Annotated in this window: 21 protein-coding genes; 10 read left to right on the forward strand and 11 right to left on the reverse strand. The window is 36.7% G+C overall.

Going from position 1 to position 18,307, the window contains the following annotated elements; all coding sequences use genetic code 11:
• Window positions 1–12: 12 nt before the first annotated feature.
• Window positions 13–147 carry a hypothetical protein gene (locus CKF54_RS08240; RefSeq protein ID WP_262407783.1) on the forward strand — a complete coding sequence of 45 codons (135 nt, stop codon included), beginning with the start codon at window positions 13–15 and terminating at the stop codon, window positions 145–147.
• 97 nt (window positions 148–244) lie between these two features.
• Here CKF54_RS08240 and CKF54_RS00340 read toward each other — a convergent pair whose 3' ends face one another.
• The 11 genes from CKF54_RS00340 to CKF54_RS00385 form a co-directional block, all read right to left on the reverse strand.
• On the reverse strand, window positions 245–640 hold the full coding sequence (locus CKF54_RS00340; RefSeq protein ID WP_119524222.1) for a hypothetical protein: 396 nt from the start codon (window positions 638–640) through the stop codon (window positions 245–247).
• Window positions 641–660: 20 nt separating this feature from the next.
• Complete coding sequence (locus tag CKF54_RS00345; protein ID WP_119524224.1) at window positions 661–2,298, reverse strand: DnaB-like helicase C-terminal domain-containing protein; 1,638 nt, start codon at window positions 2,296–2,298, stop codon at window positions 661–663.
• Between the two features lie 15 nt (window positions 2,299–2,313).
• Complete coding sequence (locus CKF54_RS00350) at window positions 2,314–2,739, reverse strand: hypothetical protein (RefSeq protein ID WP_119524226.1); 426 nt, start codon at window positions 2,737–2,739, stop codon at window positions 2,314–2,316.
• 12 nt (window positions 2,740–2,751) lie between these two features.
• Entirely contained in the window at window positions 2,752–2,907 is a 156-nt protein-coding gene (locus tag CKF54_RS08085) for a hypothetical protein (RefSeq protein ID WP_222987453.1), read from the reverse strand.
• Window position 2,908: 1 nt separating this feature from the next.
• The gene (locus tag CKF54_RS00355; protein WP_119524228.1) at window positions 2,909–4,003 is read right to left on the reverse strand and encodes a lambda exonuclease family protein; all 1,095 of its coding nucleotides are present in this window, start codon (window positions 4,001–4,003) and stop codon (window positions 2,909–2,911) included.
• Window positions 4,004–4,038: 35 nt separating this feature from the next.
• Window positions 4,039–4,716, reverse strand: a complete 678-nt coding sequence (locus CKF54_RS00360; RefSeq protein WP_147396789.1) for a hypothetical protein — start codon at window positions 4,714–4,716, stop codon at window positions 4,039–4,041.
• Window positions 4,717–4,960: 244 nt separating this feature from the next.
• On the reverse strand, window positions 4,961–5,530 hold the full coding sequence (locus CKF54_RS00365; protein WP_147396790.1) for a hypothetical protein: 570 nt from the start codon (window positions 5,528–5,530) through the stop codon (window positions 4,961–4,963).
• A gap of 19 nt (window positions 5,531–5,549) precedes the next feature.
• Window positions 5,550–6,104: a hypothetical protein gene (locus tag CKF54_RS00370; RefSeq protein ID WP_119524232.1), complete on the reverse strand. Its 555-nt coding sequence runs from the start codon at window positions 6,102–6,104 to the stop codon at window positions 5,550–5,552.
• 113 nt (window positions 6,105–6,217) lie between these two features.
• Window positions 6,218–6,940, reverse strand: a complete 723-nt coding sequence (locus CKF54_RS00375) for a hypothetical protein (protein ID WP_119524234.1) — start codon at window positions 6,938–6,940, stop codon at window positions 6,218–6,220.
• 58 nt (window positions 6,941–6,998) lie between these two features.
• Window positions 6,999–7,385, reverse strand: coding sequence for a hypothetical protein (locus tag CKF54_RS00380; RefSeq protein ID WP_119524236.1), 387 nt, complete (start codon window positions 7,383–7,385; stop codon window positions 6,999–7,001).
• 216 nt (window positions 7,386–7,601) lie between these two features.
• Window positions 7,602–8,663 carry a hypothetical protein gene (locus CKF54_RS00385; protein ID WP_119524238.1) on the reverse strand — a complete coding sequence of 354 codons (1,062 nt, stop codon included), beginning with the start codon at window positions 8,661–8,663 and terminating at the stop codon, window positions 7,602–7,604.
• 1,047 nt (window positions 8,664–9,710) lie between these two features.
• Here CKF54_RS00385 and CKF54_RS00390 point away from each other — a divergent pair.
• From CKF54_RS00390 to CKF54_RS00435, 9 genes are all read left to right on the forward strand, one after another.
• Window positions 9,711–10,481, forward strand: coding sequence for a single-stranded DNA-binding protein (locus CKF54_RS00390; RefSeq protein ID WP_119524240.1), 771 nt, complete (start codon window positions 9,711–9,713; stop codon window positions 10,479–10,481).
• Between the two features lie 226 nt (window positions 10,482–10,707).
• Window positions 10,708–11,265 (forward strand): type II toxin-antitoxin system antitoxin SocA domain-containing protein, encoded by a 558-nt coding sequence (locus tag CKF54_RS00395; protein ID WP_119524242.1) that lies wholly within the window; start codon window positions 10,708–10,710, stop codon window positions 11,263–11,265.
• Between the two features lie 419 nt (window positions 11,266–11,684).
• Window positions 11,685–12,128 carry a RusA family crossover junction endodeoxyribonuclease gene (locus tag CKF54_RS00400; protein ID WP_119524243.1) on the forward strand — a complete coding sequence of 148 codons (444 nt, stop codon included), beginning with the start codon at window positions 11,685–11,687 and terminating at the stop codon, window positions 12,126–12,128.
• Window positions 12,129–12,491: 363 nt separating this feature from the next.
• Complete coding sequence (locus CKF54_RS00410; RefSeq protein ID WP_119524247.1) at window positions 12,492–12,887, forward strand: hypothetical protein; 396 nt, start codon at window positions 12,492–12,494, stop codon at window positions 12,885–12,887.
• A complete protein-coding gene (locus CKF54_RS00415; protein ID WP_119524249.1) occupies window positions 12,874–13,410 on the forward strand; it encodes a lysozyme in 537 nt (178 codons plus the stop codon). Before CKF54_RS00410 ends, CKF54_RS00415 begins: the two co-directional genes overlap by 14 nt.
• Before the next feature lie 52 nt (window positions 13,411–13,462).
• On the forward strand, window positions 13,463–13,810 hold the full coding sequence (locus CKF54_RS00420; RefSeq protein WP_147396791.1) for a hypothetical protein: 348 nt from the start codon (window positions 13,463–13,465) through the stop codon (window positions 13,808–13,810).
• A gap of 1,107 nt (window positions 13,811–14,917) precedes the next feature.
• The gene (locus CKF54_RS00425) at window positions 14,918–15,628 is read left to right on the forward strand and encodes a hypothetical protein (RefSeq protein ID WP_119524253.1); all 711 of its coding nucleotides are present in this window, start codon (window positions 14,918–14,920) and stop codon (window positions 15,626–15,628) included.
• Window positions 15,609–17,849 (forward strand): terminase gpA endonuclease subunit, encoded by a 2,241-nt coding sequence (locus CKF54_RS00430; RefSeq protein WP_119524255.1) that lies wholly within the window; start codon window positions 15,609–15,611, stop codon window positions 17,847–17,849. The genes CKF54_RS00425 and CKF54_RS00430 overlap by 20 nt, the downstream gene beginning before the upstream one ends.
• An 11-nt stretch (window positions 17,850–17,860) precedes the next feature.
• On the forward strand, window positions 17,861–18,307 hold the full coding sequence (locus CKF54_RS00435; RefSeq protein ID WP_147396792.1) for a hypothetical protein: 447 nt from the start codon (window positions 17,861–17,863) through the stop codon (window positions 18,305–18,307).

An 18,307-nucleotide genomic window follows, 5' to 3' on the forward strand; every position in this document is an offset into this window, starting at 1 on the left:
ATCTATACAAATATGCGTAAGAGGCTCCCATACTTACCTGTGGATGAAGCTTTCGAAACTCTTCCAGTAAAACCGAACGATAGCATTCGTCGTATCTTATTTCATAATGTCGATAATATGCGTATTCTTTCTTCAGAAAAGCTTTAAGAATACCAATTGCTTCTTCTGTTGATAGCTTCCTAGCAATCTCATCGAAATCTTTTTTGATCGTTTCGTCATCTACTAACAGCGGTTTAGGTGCCATTTACTTGTCCTCATAAAAATGTAAGTGCTCATTACCAACCACAAAGTGCACTTCCTTGCCATTAATAACCAGAGTTCTGTCATAATCGCCATTCACTAAGTAGTCGTAAAATCTATATGCGTTATCTTCAAAGCAATCCAAACTAAACGGATGGGTAGTACCAACAAATGGGTAAGCTACTTCAGGGTAAGGTAATTCTTGCTGAACTTCTGGATAACGCCCAACTGTATGCTCATACGCAAGCTTATGAAAAACATTTATCCAGTTAATCATAAACTCACCGTTCTTAGGTTCGTAAACTTCCTCTACATGTTCCAAAAAGATCGCTAGTATCATTTCATTACCTAGTTCAGCGAACTCGTTTAAACCAAAATCTACCCAATCATTTGTTTCCATAATTATTTCCTTTTAATTTTCTAACCTTTCTTAACCCAGTGTAAGTACCTCTCAAAATTATCAACTCCGTAAAGAGTTTTTCCCTCTCGTGTGGTTGTTCTTTCTGAAAATCCATATTGACCATGTAAAAATATAGGTCGAGAATGTACACTCACGCGCCCGATACGGTTCTTCACAATGCTTACCCAAACCTTGCTAAAACCGTTATCCCTTAACTCTCTAAGAGGGGCTTTCTCGGTTTCTGGCATGCTAGGTAATTCAGTTAAGTTAGCCTTACACAGCGTTATAATCATGTCAGCGTCTTGTGTGTAGTTTCGGCTTCCCTTTATAGAACTCGCTGGGGGTGGGTTATGCTCATCGTAATCTTTGCCATCAGCGGTTAATACCTGTGCTAAAGCAAAAGTTACAAGCTTGTATTTGCGGGTTATGTCTCGTATTGTGGCAGTTATAACGTTGTGACGTTCAAAATCCCCGCCATTAATTGCTCTATCCTCCGTATCCAGTATTTGTAAGTAATCGATTAGAATAACGTCAGGCGTCTTGCCCTGTGATGACATTAAGTCAATATCGCGCTTAATATCTTCAACTGTCGCAATCTGATCCCTATCTTTGATATCTAGGTACTTATCCCAACCGCTTGCCTCAAGAAATACCTGAAACGCTCTGACACACTTAAGCAAGTGAGCCTGAAGCCTTTGCCCTGTTAATTCCTTATTGAGAAAGTTATCAGAGAATTCTTTTTTGTTAAAGTAAAAGGTATATTGCCCATTCTGATACCAAAAATATTTAGCTAACTGAAGATATATGTCTTGAAGAGGTAACTCGGCAGAGTAGAATACAATTCTCTTTTTTGGCGAGCCTGCACGTTGATTATTGAGTAATAATTGAGCCACTTGTTGGACTGCGTAAGCAGTCTTCCCGACACCAGGTAATGCCCCAATGATCACATACTTACCTTTAGGGATAGCTCCGCCGTTTGTAATTAAGTGATCTAGTTTTATAGGTGATAGCATTACAGGATGATCGTCAGCAATATTCTCTATATCTTCAGTAGCTAATTTTAAACATAAGGCTAAATTATTCTCTTCTACTTTAGCTTTGTTAACCTCTCTGCTGAGTTGCGTCAAATCCTCGATAAGATTGCTTAAGTCATTAGGGTCTCCATTTGTATGCTCCTTATATACGTAGGCAATATAATCGGTTTTTGCGCGTGTGTAGTCTCCAACAACTACGTCTAAAATTCGTTTGTAGTATTTAAAATCAATCTCACATTTTAAAAACTTAGTGCTTTCAAGCCTTATATCCTCAAATACTTTTTTAAGGCGTGAGATTGATACATGGCGCTCTTTATCATCTTTAGAGCGAGACCCTATGGTTGCCACCATTTTATTGTAGGTTTCTACAAGTATTAACCCTAACTCGTTCTCTATAGCATTTAAATCTGTTTGTTTATCATTCTTTAAATTGCTAAATTCATCTTGTAAAAGCTTATAGTAACCCACTAGTACCGGCTCGTCCATCATGTTGCAGGTCTGACTTCTCAAATCTTTTAATATTTCTTGGCGATCCTTAACATGTGGGTTACTTAATACTGTTATGAAAAGACCTATTAAAGCGGCACCATAATCTCGTTTTACTTGTTGCCCTTGTTCTTTCATTATTTAATATCAAGGTTAAATTAATCGGGTTCTACCTCTATGATCCGCTTTAAGTTTGTCAATTTGGGTAGCAATAATAGGGATCTGCGATTCAAAGAAATGCTTCACACCGTCGATTAAAGAGTACTTAGGGATAATTCCCCTATCGGATAATCTGATTAAAAAATCCGGTTTAGCCTTGACTTTCTTAGCTACAGTAGCTACGCGAACAAGGTTATCTGGTGATGTACGGTTACTAATTACAGCCATGTTTTGCGCTAAAGGCTCAATAATGGACATCGCCTGATTATGCTTTTCAGAATATTCTTTAACTAGATCCGCTAATTGGGCTACTAATTTATTGGTCTCTGAAAGGCGATCATCGAGAGGTAATGTTACTAGATCGTACACTTTATCCACTAAGTCAGCAGTATTTAGAGTAACTTTTTGTCTAGTGCTCATATGTTAACCTCCCTATCTTTTTTTATGGATTTCCATAAATCTCGTAGCACTCGCGTTATAAAAAATATTGTTATTTTCGCTCTCCAATACAATGTATTGGGTTTTAGTTCCTTCAAGTGCTAATTTTGCTAAGGTTTGTAACATTAACTCATCTAATTCTTTACTCATACTAGAACGCTCCGCCTAATAATTGTTCATATTGATCTTCAAATTCTTTTTTGCTGTTCTCTTGCTCTTCCGCTGTAGCTTCTCGCATTAATTTGCCGTAGTACCAACGTTTAGCTTTCCACTCTAAGCCCCTAGTTGCGTGGATCTTATAGTGAGGGTTATCTTCAAGATATTCAGCAACGATTTCCTTGGTTTTGTGTTTCTGTTCGTATAATGTAGGCACTGTTTGTAAAAGTTCTGCATAGTCCGGTAGGTCTGATCTATCCACAATCTGCTGACCGAAACCACTGTATAAAATATAATCAACTTTTACTTTCTTAGCGATTTCTGTATAAGCTGCATGTCCAATGCCCGATAGTTTTAAAGCCTCTTCGTAGCTTGTTGTTTGCGGTAATTGACGGATTTTAGCTACCTTTTCCTCTACTTCTTTGTTTAAGGTTTCTAGACGCTCTAGGTAGATCTTTTGACGTTCAGGGTCAGCTTTAATAGTTAAAACCACTAACATGTTATCCACATTACACTCTGGTCTGAAAGCTACGAAGTGACAGTATTTAGCTCCAGTAACTAGTAGCTGGTGCTCCATTTGCAGAATATAGTCCTCGTTGATATATTTAGGATCTCTAAAGTCTGCTAAAGCTTTGTGGTTCTCTGCGCTTAGGGTTTTAATCTCAATTAAACCCTCTAGGTTGCCATTGTTATCGAAGATTAAACCGTCTGGACTGCCTGCAATATAATCGTAATCTTTCATTACTAAAAGCCCACATTGTGCTAGTGTGTACCCTTGCGGTAAGTATGCTTCTTTGTAAAATCTAAAAGCATACGATTCGCCAACAATACCACGATCCACAAGCATAGGGTTGCGAGGCTCTTCAAGTTCAGCGAGTGTTAAGAAGTAATCCTCCTGATCCTTACGAGCACGTGCGAAAGCAATGCTATCAATCGCTCTTAATGTCTCTACCGAGGTACCACCGCGTTTAAGAACTTTAGCGTAAACCTTAGCATTGCTAGCGGTGAAGCGGGTAGATCTAGCCTTAAACCACTCCGGTGTGCGTTGCTCTGCAGTAATCTCGTAGCAGTTTGGTAGGTTTAGTTTCATAATAGTAGCCTCCTTTTAGGCGGGTAAATGTTTGTTTATAAATCAAATAAGTACTTAATTGCACGTTTGTCGAAGTCCGTTAAATGCTCACTATTTAAGGCTTGAAGTGCTTGTTCTTGGTTCTGGATGTCGTAAACATCTACAGATAGATAAAGGTCATTAACTTCAGCGTAAATTGCCAAGTAATGCCACTTAGTGATCTTAATGGTCTGCCCTTGTGTCCAAGCTTTTAGTCTTGATTTCTCAAGGTTGACTACATTATGGATCTCTTGTATGTTATAATCTTTTCTGAACTTCTCTGACGTGAGCTGTAAGTCATTACAGTAGTTCTTGAACGCTTCTTCAGAGAAGATTTCACCGTTGTTAATTTTCGGGGATGTATACCCTACTCTCTCGCATTTAACAATGAGGTCAAAATGAAATTCGAAATCACGCTTCTGGATAGTCTTATCAACTTCCTCGAACGTCTTTCCGTCGGTAGTACGTTTCTGTTTTATCGTGCAAATAAATGGTAACTCTAGGTTTGCAATGTATGATAAGACGTCATCGTTAGCCCTGCTAATCATCATGTGATCCCTCATATTAAGGTTTCCTGATTTATTAGCGAACGCTTTGCCGAAAATTCCATTTTTACCATTCCAGCCGGGTGATATGCTATCTACCATAATGCACTTATAATCCATGCTTTTCGCTTGCTCTACGCACTTTTTCATTGTCGCGTAATTAAATTCATCGTCATTAACTAGGGCAATGTCAAAGTAGTTTTTGTTAGCTCCAGCATGTGTAAATGCGGTTTTTATCGCTCCGGCTTCTGTGTCAATCACAGCAATCCTATAGTTGTCCGGATTAGGATCTAGACGTCTAAACGCTTCGGCTAATTGTACTGCGTGAACCGTCTTGCCTGATCCGGCTTTTCCTATAAATGCAGCCTTTAAAACTTTCTTTAATTGGTCGGCTTTAATAAACATTTTTTAGTATTTCCTCCCAGTTGTATCTTCTTACCACGCCATTAGCTGTTAAGTACTCTTCTCGTCCTACCAACATATTAGGCTCAATCTCTTCAAATTGTTCATAAAAGACCTCTTTAGCCTTTAAGTCCTCACTATCAACAATTGGCTTTAATACGTGGTTTATGACTATGAACGATAACGCAATCTTTCGAAACACTTCAAAATTGATTTCCCTGTTTAACTTACCTCCACGTAACTCATCGAAGCTCTTGCCAATTAAGTAGTTTTTTACGTACGCTTCAAATGCTTTCTCATAGTGAGTAATCAAGATATACAAGGTTGCGTCGTTTTGCATTCGTAAATGCTGGTAGTAGATTAAATCTGGGTTATTACTTGAAATCATATCTTTCACTCTTTGGTTTAACTCTTCAGCTCTCTTCGCCTTTTCAAGGTCGGGCTCTTCAGGTACCACATTCAAGACACCCGTGTCTCTCTTAACAACCCTATAAAATAGCTCTGTTAGTCTTTTCGTGAGGGTTTCGTCTGAAGCTAGAGACTTATTAGTAGTGTCAGCCATACCGATCCTCTTGTATCCATTACGCAAATGTATCCAAAACGTCTTTATACTTTTCATCAAGTCTATCTTTAAGTACTTTAAATTCATTATCTGTTATCATCAAATAAGATTGTAAATTTCTTAAACAATCAAACAACATTACAAATTGGTCTTTTCTACTTTCTAAGATTAGTCGTTCATTACCCTCATCCTTTTCTCCTTCTACAGTAACGCCTAATATTCTTTCTGCATTCCTAGAATAGTAGTACACGTCAAATCTATTTAAGTAGGTGGTTATGTCGTCCACATTATCCAAGTATTTATTTACCATTTCGTTAACAGTGTCAGCGCCTTGTGCGAAGAAAGAATCTAGTTTCAAAGTGTTAGCTATTTCAGTGCTAAACTTCCAAGACATTTCTTCAAAGTCAGATATAGCTTTACGTAATCCCTTATTTATAAAATGGGTATACATTACTAGATCTGATATATTTGATAAGGTCAAACGTCCAGCATTAATACGACGCTGTGGTTTTACCTTAGTCTCTTCCAACTCTGGTGCTGCTTGTTGAAATTGTTCTTTATTTTCTTGTGTCATGGGTTTGTCCTAATTATTGTCAGAGCCTGTTGCAAAGACCTTTTTGTCTAGCATAGAGACCTTTGCAACATCTCCGTAATGTCATGTTAATTTGCTGTTATTGGTTAGGGTTTTTAGAGTTCATCTTTGTTTAACATTTCGTAGTACTCTTCAAAATCTAACTCTTCATCTTGTGGTTTAGCTTTAGTAGTAACTTGATCGTGTTCAAAAAGTTTTTGTTCAACCATGTAGTCGATAGTTAGATCGATGTTATTGTGTAAGTATGAGAACACATCTTCATGTTGATCTAATCTTTCCTCTACGTTTGCTTTTAACTCTTTGATTTCTTCACACAGTGCAGTGCATTCTTCTTCACAACCCTCAAGGTTTTCTGCTAATTCTTGGTTAGTTTCTTCGATTGAGCTTAACTTCTCTTCTAGCTCATCTACGCGATCTTTAAGATTGGCTGTATCGTTTTTATAGTCTGGTAAGTCGTCTAAATCTTCTACTGTCTCTTCTAATTTTTCAACTTTCCATTCTAAATCGCTAACTGAACTCTCTAGGTCGTTAAGTTGACTATTGTGTTCATCATAGTGTCTATCTAGAGCTTCTACTGTCTCTTCAAGGTCAGCAAACTTTTCGAAGAGTTGATCTAGTTGGCTCTCTACTGTGCCGTCAACCTTTTCAGTTAAGTCAGAGCATTCAGTTTCACAGTATGAGATACGTTCAACTAGTGCCTCGTGATCAGCTTCGTAACCTTTTACTTTGCTTTCTAGGTTGTCTACTTTAGCTAATAAGTTTTGTACTAATGCAACTAATTCGTTAGTGTTTAAAGCGTTTAAAGTGTTGGTAGTCATAATGTTATTCCTTGTTGTTTTGAGGGTTGAAGTTAATTTGTAAATATTATTTTTAGTTTTAGTACTCTACTCTAACGTATGGTTTGTTACCTGTAGAGCTTGTTAACAGTCTGCCAGATGATAATTTAGCTTTTACTCTGAAGTAGCGAACTGTTTGCTTGTCTCTAATCTCTTTAATCAGGCGTTGTAACGTTGCAGTGTAATCTTGTGTTACTTTAGAGTAGTGATTAGTGTCTGCTACTCTTGTTTCTTTTACTGATTTGAAATCCGAGTTTGTAATCTCTTGATCTAATGGGATATCTTGACTTGATGATAACCAGTAGATTGAGTAGCCTAGTACATGCTCGTTTTCGTCCATTTGCATTAGCTTGATGTTGATATTATTAATTGCTTGTACGAACTTGCATGTTGTTGATGATGAAGAATGGATTAATTTATTTACCATTTATTTTTATACCTTTTTTAATTGTTAATTTTTTCAAATGGATCTACGTTACCCATTTACTACCTTTTTCTATCATTTTGTTAGTACCATTTTATACCTTTTCATATACCCAATCAATACCCTAAGAATATCTTTTTCTTGATTTCGTTGATAATTAAGTCAAAATAATTTTACAAAAATAAAAAAAGACCGGCTAAATTAGCCGATCCATAAAAATTAATTATTATTTTTTCTAAAAATGTAGGAACAAACACCTACTATTTTTATTTTTTTAAATTCTTTTAAAGTGTAAAAAGCAGCGTTATCTATTCTTTTAGATACAAAATAATGCTTTCTATCATTAGAAACCACTTCCATAATATGGCATAAACTTTCCTCTTCTCCCTCATTTATTAAGTAAATACCAGACGATACAAATTTATCATGAGGTAAAAATTCCACAATATCATCCTTCCAAACTTTAGGTACAAGATTGTAATTAACAGCTACTCTAAATATAGGGGTTTTCCCTTGCCATTCTTTTAAATCTTCAGCACCTGCTTGTTCTGCTATAACAGTGTGATCCCTTAAGTTAACTATGTAGCCTGCTAGTTTACTTATACTCTCACTTAGTTCGTCCCAATCTATTGCCTCTTTATTTGTTGATGAGTAATTATAGTATTTTAAAAATCTAGGATCTTTAATAAACTCTGACTTATCCACCCAACCTTTAAAATTACAATAATCAAAGAACTCTTTAAATAAAGCTCCTCTTAAATTAAATCTTAATGATAAGCAATCGATCAATCTATTAGGTATCTTTTTATTTTGTTTAACCTTATAAAGGTAGTTATGAGAAAGTCCTAATTCAATGCTTAAATTGCCATAACTTAATTCTAACTCTTGACAGAAATCTTCTAAAAGTTCAAAAATTTGCTCGTCTGTCAGTTGTATAAAGGCAGTTACTAAATGTTTAGAATTATCCACCTTTAAAGGTTGATACATCTTAATTTTATCTACATCACTATTTAATATATCAAAGATATCAATAGAATACATGTCACAGAATTGCAAGAGCTGGTGATTACTAGTTTTTATTTTAAACTTATTATAAAAAATTCCGTCACCATCATTAATAACATCGACTAATCTATAGTTATTATTTTTAATAATAGTTTTAATTACTTGACGATTGTCTAAGTTAAACTTATCGTCTTTAGTTTCATTATACCAATCCAAAAATTTTATAACGGACGGTTGCTTAGTCGCTCTTATAAATTTAAATAGATTTTCTTTCATCGTACATCTTTTAATTCTTCTTAGGGTAAATTTTAAAATTGCCTGTTAATGCAAATTTTGATTTGGACAGTATTATACAATTAATTGTAATTTTGGGTATACCTTTTTAGCACCTTTTTCTTATTTTTAGGTAGCAATTGGGTAAATTATTTTGTTCTTCCTTACCAAGATAGTTGTACTATACTGTTTCTACCTCAAAATTCCCATATAGAAGTCTATTCTAAGAATAACCTTAAATTTATAAGGGTCTTTAGGTGGGCTTAAAAACTTTCTTCTTCTAAAAATCAACAATTTAAAATTTAAACGACCAAAAAGAAAATAAAATTTTTCTGCAAAATTTTGAAAAATATGCTACCCTAGAAAAAAGATTATTCTTTAAAGATCCTATAAAAACAATATACTTACCTTGCTAGGCAAGGGCTAATCCACCCCTCGGGGTGAAACCCTGCGAGGGGTGGGGTAAGATTAGCCCGCAAGCCGACGCAAACGTAAATATTACAAACGTGTCTTTAAGCAGAGAATAACCTTTAATAAAAGATTATTACCCAGCGGTAGCTGATGAATACCTAAGACATTCTGAGAATAAATATTATTACCCAGCTTTAGCTGATGTATATCTAAATTAAATATTAAAAACTTTTTAAAACAATTTCTATATAACATTATAGAAAAAACTTTTTAAGATAATCTCTATATACATTGTATATAGGGATTTTCTTTTTTTTTGCGAAAAATTTTTTCAAAAAGTTTTTGGCTATTTTGATCCAAAAGTTTCATCAGCTACCGCTGGGTAAAAATATTTTTTTTAAGTCTCCTTTTATATTTAATCTTACTTTAAGAATATCCATTTTTTAACTTCTTATCGCACCCCCTTATACGCTCCCCTTGACGGTACGCTAGGGGGCGCTTGAAGTTAAAAAGGTAGCAATCGTACAAAAATGTATTGACTTGGTATATAAAATAGTATAAAATGGTACCAACAAAATCAACTTTAAGTTACCCATAAACTACCTTTTAAAAGTTAACTTAAAGTAAGGATTTTTTTAAATGAGTACATATATCACTATTAAAGGACGTCTAGGGCGAGATCCTGAAACATTTCAGTCTGACAATAAAACGTATTGTAGATTGTCAGTCGCTGTAACATATAGATCCTTTAGTAATGAAACAAATGCTTGGGAGGACGTTTTCACAGAATGGTACAACGTCTTCATCGCTCAACTATATTTAGTTAGTAGAGCTTCACTCTTAAAAAAAGGTTGTGAGGTTATAGTTAGCGGTAACATATCTTTTAATAAGTACCAAGATAAAAATACAGGCGAAGAAAGAGTAGGTAAAAATATGAACTGCTCTGAACTGTATTTCACTACTACCAACGATCAATCATTACAACAATGTGTACAGATCGCAACGAGTAACTTCGGTAATACTCAACCACAAAGTGGCGGTTTTAATAATAACCAAAATAATGGTTTCAACAACCAACCACAACAGAACGGCTTTAGAAACCAAAGCCAACAAGGTTTTAGTAATCAGCAAGGCTTTAAGCCACAACAGGCTAATCCAACTCCTGTGCCGCAATACCAACAAGCTCCACAGCAACCACAACAACAGCCTGTTCAAAATGTTCAGACTCAACCACAGTTTAAACCAAATGGCGAGATAGATACAACTATCAACCCAGTAACTGGTCAGCCATTCCAACAATCGAACCCATACCAGCCTACTAACCAACCAATGAAACAGGTTAATAGACCGGTACAAGAATACTCTGATGATAGTGCAGTATCAGTACCAGAAGAGAGTATACCTTTTTAATTAGCGCCTAAACCTTGGTCGTTATTTAGAAGTTTTGATTTTTTCCTTTATTATTATTTAATATTTTAGACATTTTTTCAGTAGTTCTATAGCTATTTAATTTTGTTTAATTATTCTTTGTTGTTGATAGCCTTAGAGAACTGCTTCGGTAGTCCATTTTCATAAAGCGGGGCTAAGGCTATTTTTCTCTCAACAAGTAATAATAAAGACAACTAAAAGGTATACAATGTTCGGTCCATTCTCTGCTCAAACTATCGCTAACTATTTCATTCTATTTAATGAAAAGCACCCTGACAAGCTTACCAATCTAACAGAGCGTAAGCTCCAGCTTTTATTATATTTCGCACAACTATTAGCTGTTGGCAAATACCTAGAGCCTATCTTCGAAGACGCTGTCAAAGTAGAGCCTAAACTAGGTCCTTATATCCCAAGCGTGTCTATACGTGTAACTTCTCCATTTAAAGAAGAGACAAATAAAAACGGTAAACTAGAGTATCGGCATGCTTATAAACTCACAGGTAATACGTTTCAAGAAACCAAAACTATGGGACTGCTAAACGCTGTGGTGGATATCTACGGTAAGCTAACAGAAGAGCAACTCACAGAGCTAGCAACTCAAAAAGGCTCTGCATTTACAAGAGCTCTTAATGATGTGAGATTTTATATCGATATCAGGGACTACGTAAAAGACTACTCCAGTCAAGAACGTAAGCTCAAATGGTCTAAATCTAAAAATCCAATTGTAAAAGCCATTAAGAACCTTAAAGTTATGATATTTAGGTAGGATTGTGGTATAATTGGCTAAGACGAGTATGTTTTAGCCATTTATATGCTCCGATCTAAATGTTAGACAAGGAAATGCGTGAACCCTAGCTAATTTAGCTGGGGTTCATTTTTATTTGGCTAGATTATCAATTTCAAATCAGTAAAGTTAAAAAATTATTAAAATATTTTTAATAAAGTATTGTATTTAGAAAAATGGTATTGTATAATGTAAGGGATAGAAAAGTATATTTAATAGATTATATTCGCATTTATTAAGCACCGATAAAGAAGTACCGCGTAATTATTTTTAAGCATTTTTATAAAAATCTTTATCAATAAGCATAATTCTTAATTTTAGAGAATTTTTTATATCCTTTTTCAGAACATTATACTCCGATATACACTTATGGCTAAAACATAGCTATAAGTGTATTTTTTATGCCTAAAATTCCAAATCAACTCAGTCTTACCCTAGATTATCCTGTGAGTGCCAATGTAATGTACCAATACTTTGTAAGCAAAGGTACAGGTCGAAAAGGCTATAAGGCTGGTATGTCACAGAGATATCTATCACCAAAATACAAAGAATTCAAAAACAAAAACATCTTTGTAATCAAACAAACAATCAACGAACAAGAATGGCAGACGTCAGAAGATGACGAGTTTGCCTTACATATAGAGCTAGTACAAAAAGATAAGCGTAAAAGAGATATAGATAACTATAGCAAGACGTTACTAGACCTGCTAACCAATGCAGGGGCTTATCCTGATGATAGCCAAATTCAAGAGCTGTACGTGAAAAAGAAAACACAACCCACGGCACATGCCGCTTATTGTAAAGTAACGCTTACTAAGATAACCGAAGAACAAAAAGAAGAATGAAGAAATTAATAACCTTTCTACTAATAGCTATCATATCTTGGTGTCTGTGGCTCTATTTAGCATTCAACTATTCAATCTAAGGATATACACATATGACCAAAGTTTACAAGCTTCTAGCTATCCTAGAAGCCCTTAGGTTTGGGGTCTACTATCCACTCTCGTATATGTATGCCAATGAAATGGTTAGTAATTTCACCCTATACCTTTACTACTACCTTACAGGTTTCTTTTACCATTACACATACCTAGTAGTGGTTCTAATCTTCCTAATTGCTAGTTTCTTAAACAACAACGGACAACCCAAACAAAACGATATTAGCATTCCAAGGCAATACTCTAAAAAACATTAATAGGTAACCAACCATGAGCTTGCCAACAGGTGAGTGGTTTGAAGTATTTACTAATATCTCTCTCTTCCTAGAGTTCTTTGTAAACCTACAATCTGTGAAATGGTCTCTAATAGGCGTAGCCTTTGCCATATTCAAATTCAAAAAAGACGGTAGGGTAAAAGTACTAAGGTTTTGGTGGGAGCTCTTATTCGTATTCTTAGCCGTTTATATTGGCTCACCTATTGCAATCTTGAACGGGATACCAGAGCAATACTTACCAGTGTTAGCGGCAATTATTGGCTACTCTGGGGTCGACGGTATTGTCAAGACTGTCAAAAAGTTTCTGCACTTTTGGCTAGAGTATTTTATCGAAAAGAAAACCAACAAAACCTTTAAAAAGAAACAGGACTATGACGATGATCCAAACTAATTTAAATAACTTAACTAAAGAAGAAAAAGCTCTGAAGATTGCTATCAAGTACATCGCAAGGTTCGAGGGGTTTAAATCTAAGGTATATCTGGATCCAATTGGTATTCCAACCGTAGGATATGGTTTTACTGATAAGAAGCTAATCGAGCTGTACAGTAAGCCAGGTATGTCAATGTCAAAGCATGAAGCTAACCAGTACCTAGAGAAAGAATACCTACCGCGTATGGTGCAAGCCCTCAAGAAGTATTTAGATTTTAATACCCTTAATCATTTCCAGCTAGCTGCGATCTACAGCTTTGTGTATAACTTTGGGATTAGCAAGTTCCTAAACTACACACTGTACAGAAAGATCAAAAGCAGTCCAAACGATCAAGGTATTAATGACCTCTTTGATATGTACGTTTGGGGCACTGATAGAGTAACAAAACAAAGAGTTAAGCTCAAAGGATTAGTTATCAGACGTCAAGAAGAGAGATTACTATATTTCACCCCTCCAGATACACCGGTAGAGAAATATGTTTAAAGCTTTATTATTTCTTCTTAATAAGGGCTATAAGAGCCCTGTATCGCTTCTTATGATTATCCTAATGGGTTTCCTAGGGATAACTCAATACCAAGCGCAAAAACGTGATTATGAGCTATTTACGCTAACTCAACAGAATGCAGTCTACTTAGAGCAACTTAGACAAGAGCAAGAGGCTGCTAAAGAAATGCGTGAAAAGATTTATGAAATGCAACAACGCATTCAGATTTTAGCTCAAGAGAAGAACGACCTTAATAACCAATTTCATAACGCTTTATTAGCGATATCCAATGACTTACAAAAAGATCAATGTGCTGTACAGCCTATTTCTGATAGTCTTCTTAAGTGGCTGTCAAGCACCAATCCAACCAGTTCAACCGCAAGCACTGCAAACAAATAGATTAACTTTTGTGGAGCTAATACCTGCGGAGTTGTTTGTTCGTTGTTCAATTCTAGATTTTCAAGGCAAGACATGGGGCGAACTATATAAGTACACGCTCGAGCTTCAGCTAGCGTCAAGGACATGCGCCGCAACGCATAACGCCCTGCTTGACTTGATTTTAAAAGAGAGGACAACGATCTCTAATAAGAGTAGCTAGGCTTAGGTTTCTAAGTCTAGTTTACTCATATCTCTATGCCAGAGTGGGCAAGGGAGTAAGTTTGTTTAGTTAAGAAGCAATAGAGAGGTATTAACCCATAGCTATCATAGGACACGAGGGTGATAGCTAGCCTTTCAATTACCCCCATGAGTTTAGAGGGGAGTTAGGGATGTTAGCTAACCTAACTTAATCTAAGGGGTAAGTTGCAGACTGATTATCTTTCTTAGAGTGTATAGCCAGCACCAAGGAGGAGAAAGAGATCAGGGTAGTTAAGCAAATGTTAATACCCCCTTGCATTGTAGTAGCCTATTGATTCAGTAGGTTATGAGGGAGGGTTGTCCTAGGCAACACAGGGAGGGCTTTGAGCTTAGAGATTGATAGGGGCAGGCTGTGATAGGGGCTTATATATGGCACCCATACAGCCTGATATACCTTTATCTATCATTATATGAGATAAATGTAAAAATGACATTTATGTCCTATGCTGATATATGGGTACCCCTACCCCTTTACCATAAAAATTATTATTTTTTTAATTTGTGAAGCAAAGTTAATAAAAATAATTAAATTATTGCAAAAAAGAGGGGCAATGAGGTAAAAAGTAGGTTCTTCTAGTGTGCATAAACCTACCGGACTCACGGGAAAGCCCGGGATTCTGACATGAGTGGGCAAAAAACCTAATTTGTTGATGTTTTTAGCCCAAAATCGAAAAAAATTGACAAAAAATTGGCGTTTTTTAGCCTAATTTTGGCTTTCAAATAGACGTCTTTTCACTGAAGAAATCGGCGTTTATTTTATATTGATATCATTTTTTAGAGTTGATTTATGCTTGAGTAGAAAAGTAGACAAGATAGAACAAAATACCTTTGCCTTAATTACTTGTTTCTTGTCGTTTCAAGGAGGAGATTATGGCGGGTAAAAAGAAGAATGTAGAGATCAAGAAAGAACTGGATCGCATTAATCTTAAGACGATTGCGAACATTCTAAACGTTGATTTTCGTACGATTAAAAAGCACTATACCGAAGTTTTAAAGCTTGATATTGATAACAATAGCGTAGACCCTAAGGATCTATTTCAGTGGCTTTTTGATTATGCTCAAGGCTTTGATAAGCGTAAAAATCAGAACAAAGCTAAACATGATACAGGCGGTATCCCTCAATTAAGTGACGATCTTACTGAAGCTGAAGCAAAGGAAGCGTTTGAGTTATTTGGTACCTTACACTTAACTGATCCGGCTAGATATAAAACGGTTCAGGAGAGTGTCTACCTTTACATTAAGAACCAACTAGCTATGCAAAAGCTGATTAACATTGATGACGCTAGGAGGATCTTTTTCGATATCTTGACTGGTATTCAGGAGACGGTCAGCGGGTTTTTAAACTACCTTAAGGAAGAAATGGGGGCAACCCCTGAAGAGCTGGATAGGATGGAGATCCTTATACGTGAGCTTCAAGTGTTGATCCATAAAGACACCGTTGAGGTTGTTGACAAAATCCCATTAGTAGAGGGTGAGAAGATAACCATTAAGCAGGCTGTTAATGGTAAAGGTGTAGAGTACTATGTGATTGCCCCGTCGATTGTAAAGGTAGGCTTTAAAGATGAAGAAAAACCAAATTGATAATATTGATGACGTTGATCTTTTAGAAGAGGAGTTACTGGCAGGGACCACCTTGGTTGCCGCTGAGAACTTAGTTACAGATTATGAAGTTCGTGAGTTCGTAGCTAAGAATAACTTTAACGGGTTGCCACCTTTACCGTCGTTTTATGATTTCTTTAGTTCAATTATTGACATACTTAAACCGGAGCCACTGGAGCCTGTAAGTACAACAATAGAGAGAATAATGCGTATACCTGCCACTAGAGGATTATCTAAGCCCTTTAGTGTACGCGGTAGAGCTGCATATATGCGTGAACCACTGGATACCTTAAATAGCCGTCATTACAATGAGCTAATCTTTATGGGTTGCGCACGTTCTGGTAAAACGCAGGCACTAGTGACAGGTTTCGCTAGTTATGCAATGTACACTGCTCGCCCGATAATTGTCTTTCAGATGAACGGGGAGAAAGCCTTAGAGTTCGCTAAGAAAGAATTTATCCCAACAGTAAACGCTAGCCCTGATTTAGCAAAGCTATTAGGTACAAGCCGTGAGGATAAAAACCTCACAATGTACAAATTGAAATCAGGTTCATACGTGTTAATTAGAAAGCCCGCAGTTGCTGATATGGCTTCTACAACAATCCAGTGCGTGGCATTGACAGACTTCGATCGTATGCCTACTAACGTAGAGGGTGAGGGTAACCCTTGGGATCTAGCAAAAGCAAGGACTACAACGTATGGGATTGACGCCATGGCTGTGGCAGAAAGCTCGCCCGGCTTTGATGTTAAGAACCCTGACAAGCGTTTAGATCCTCATGATAGTTATTCATGCGACGGGATTGCCGCTCTATATAACGTTGGCGACAAGCGCTGCTATTACTTTCAATGCTTAGCTTGTCAGGAGTATTTTTGGGCTACCCCTGAAACTATTACTTATGACGTGATTGAGGGGAATATCCGAGGTTCATCTAAGACCGCAAGAGTAGAGTGCCCACACTGTGGACGTCATCATACAGACCAAGAAAGAATTAGGCACCTAATACCTAAAGGCGTATGGTTAAAGAAAGGTCAAAAGATCGATAAGCACGGGAATATTACTGGCGAGGTGGTTGAGAATACTAGGGCTTCGTTCTGGTTACGTGCCCCAGCGTGTGGGTTTATTAGCTTAGAGGAGATTGTTTTTCGATACCTTACGGCTAAACAGCAGTATGAAGACACTGGAGACGACCAGAGTTTAAAAGTAGTAGTAAATACTACATTCGGCGATCCATACGTACCAGTAGCGTCAAAAGGCGCAGCAGAAGCTGTATACCAGAAAGAGTTAGATTCAGCAATGAACAACGAGATAGGTGTAGCACCTAGGGATACGGTTTCAATTGTAGCTTGTGTGGACGTTCAGAATGGTAAGGATTCGCGCTTCATTGTTCAGATCTTTGCTTACACACGTGAGGGTAAAATTCACCTGATAGATCGTTTCTCAATCAGAAAGTGGAAAGGTAAAAAAATCCATACGGATATTAACGATTCTACTGACTGGGAGGCTATCGAGTACGATGTAATGGAGTATAGGGCTCGCATTAAAGACACAAACCTGACAATGCGCCCTAGAATGACGTTAGTCGATAGTGGTGGTCGTAACTATACCACTGATAACGCATATAACTTTTATGAGCATATTGTACGCTCTGGTAAAAGTGCTAGATTACGTTTAGTTAAAGGTATGACTACGCCATTAAATTTCAATGGAGGGCAAGCTTGGGCAGTATGGGATACAGCTGTTAGAAAAGATACTAAGCTAGCTAAAAGGGGATTTCGTCTGTTTAAAATCTTCCCTGACCCATTCAAAAACATGGTTTACAACCTGTTACAGCGTCCTCTGGATCAACCTAAAAGCATTTCATTTAACAAAGGTATACCTAAAGAGGTATACGAAGAATTAGCGGCCGAGTCGTTAGGGCTTGACGGTAAATATAGCCTTGACGCCCCAGACAAGCGTAACGAAGCGTTAGACTTATTTGTTTACTTCTTAGCTTACCTACAAGAATCTAATTTAGAGTTATCGGTAAGAATGGGTAGGAGTAACGCTGAAATATGCACAGCAGAAGAGGGTAATATTAACGCTTTCGACGCCGTGACAAATACCCCAGTTATAGACGCTAGTCCGCAACAAGACGAAAGCGAAGAAGAGTTAGAAGCCGAAATTGTTGATGACTTCAACTTCGGTAGAAGAAAATTATTTTAGTGGAGGTAACAGTGACTGAAGAAAATACAAATGAACAATTAGAGCCGGTTACCACAGAGCAAGAGCAATCAGAGGATACTGAAGTTCTTTCATTTGATGATTTTGAGAAAGAATTCGATAAGTATGGATTGAGTTATTTTCAGCGAACATACCAAAATTTGGTATCTAGAATTGAACGAGTAGATCCTACAGGGCAGGATATAGATTTAGCTATGAAATGGGCAAGTTATCAGACTGCATTTAGAGATCTAATCAAACTGTACCGTTCAAATAACTCAAATATCCGCTCAATTAGTGAAGATAGTAGCAAAGTTGAGTTTATTGGCTCTTATCAGGTAATGAGTAATTTTAATAAAGCGGCAAGGGAGTTGGATCTAGCTCTCAAAAAAGCAGAGGGTGAGTTAGATGATGCGCAAACCATTCAAATCGTTAAAGTGATTTCAATGAGAGGGCGTTAA

The sequence above is a fragment of the Psittacicella hinzii genome, from assembly GCF_003585885.1.
GTDB lineage: Bacteria > Pseudomonadota > Gammaproteobacteria > Enterobacterales > Psittacicellaceae > Psittacicella.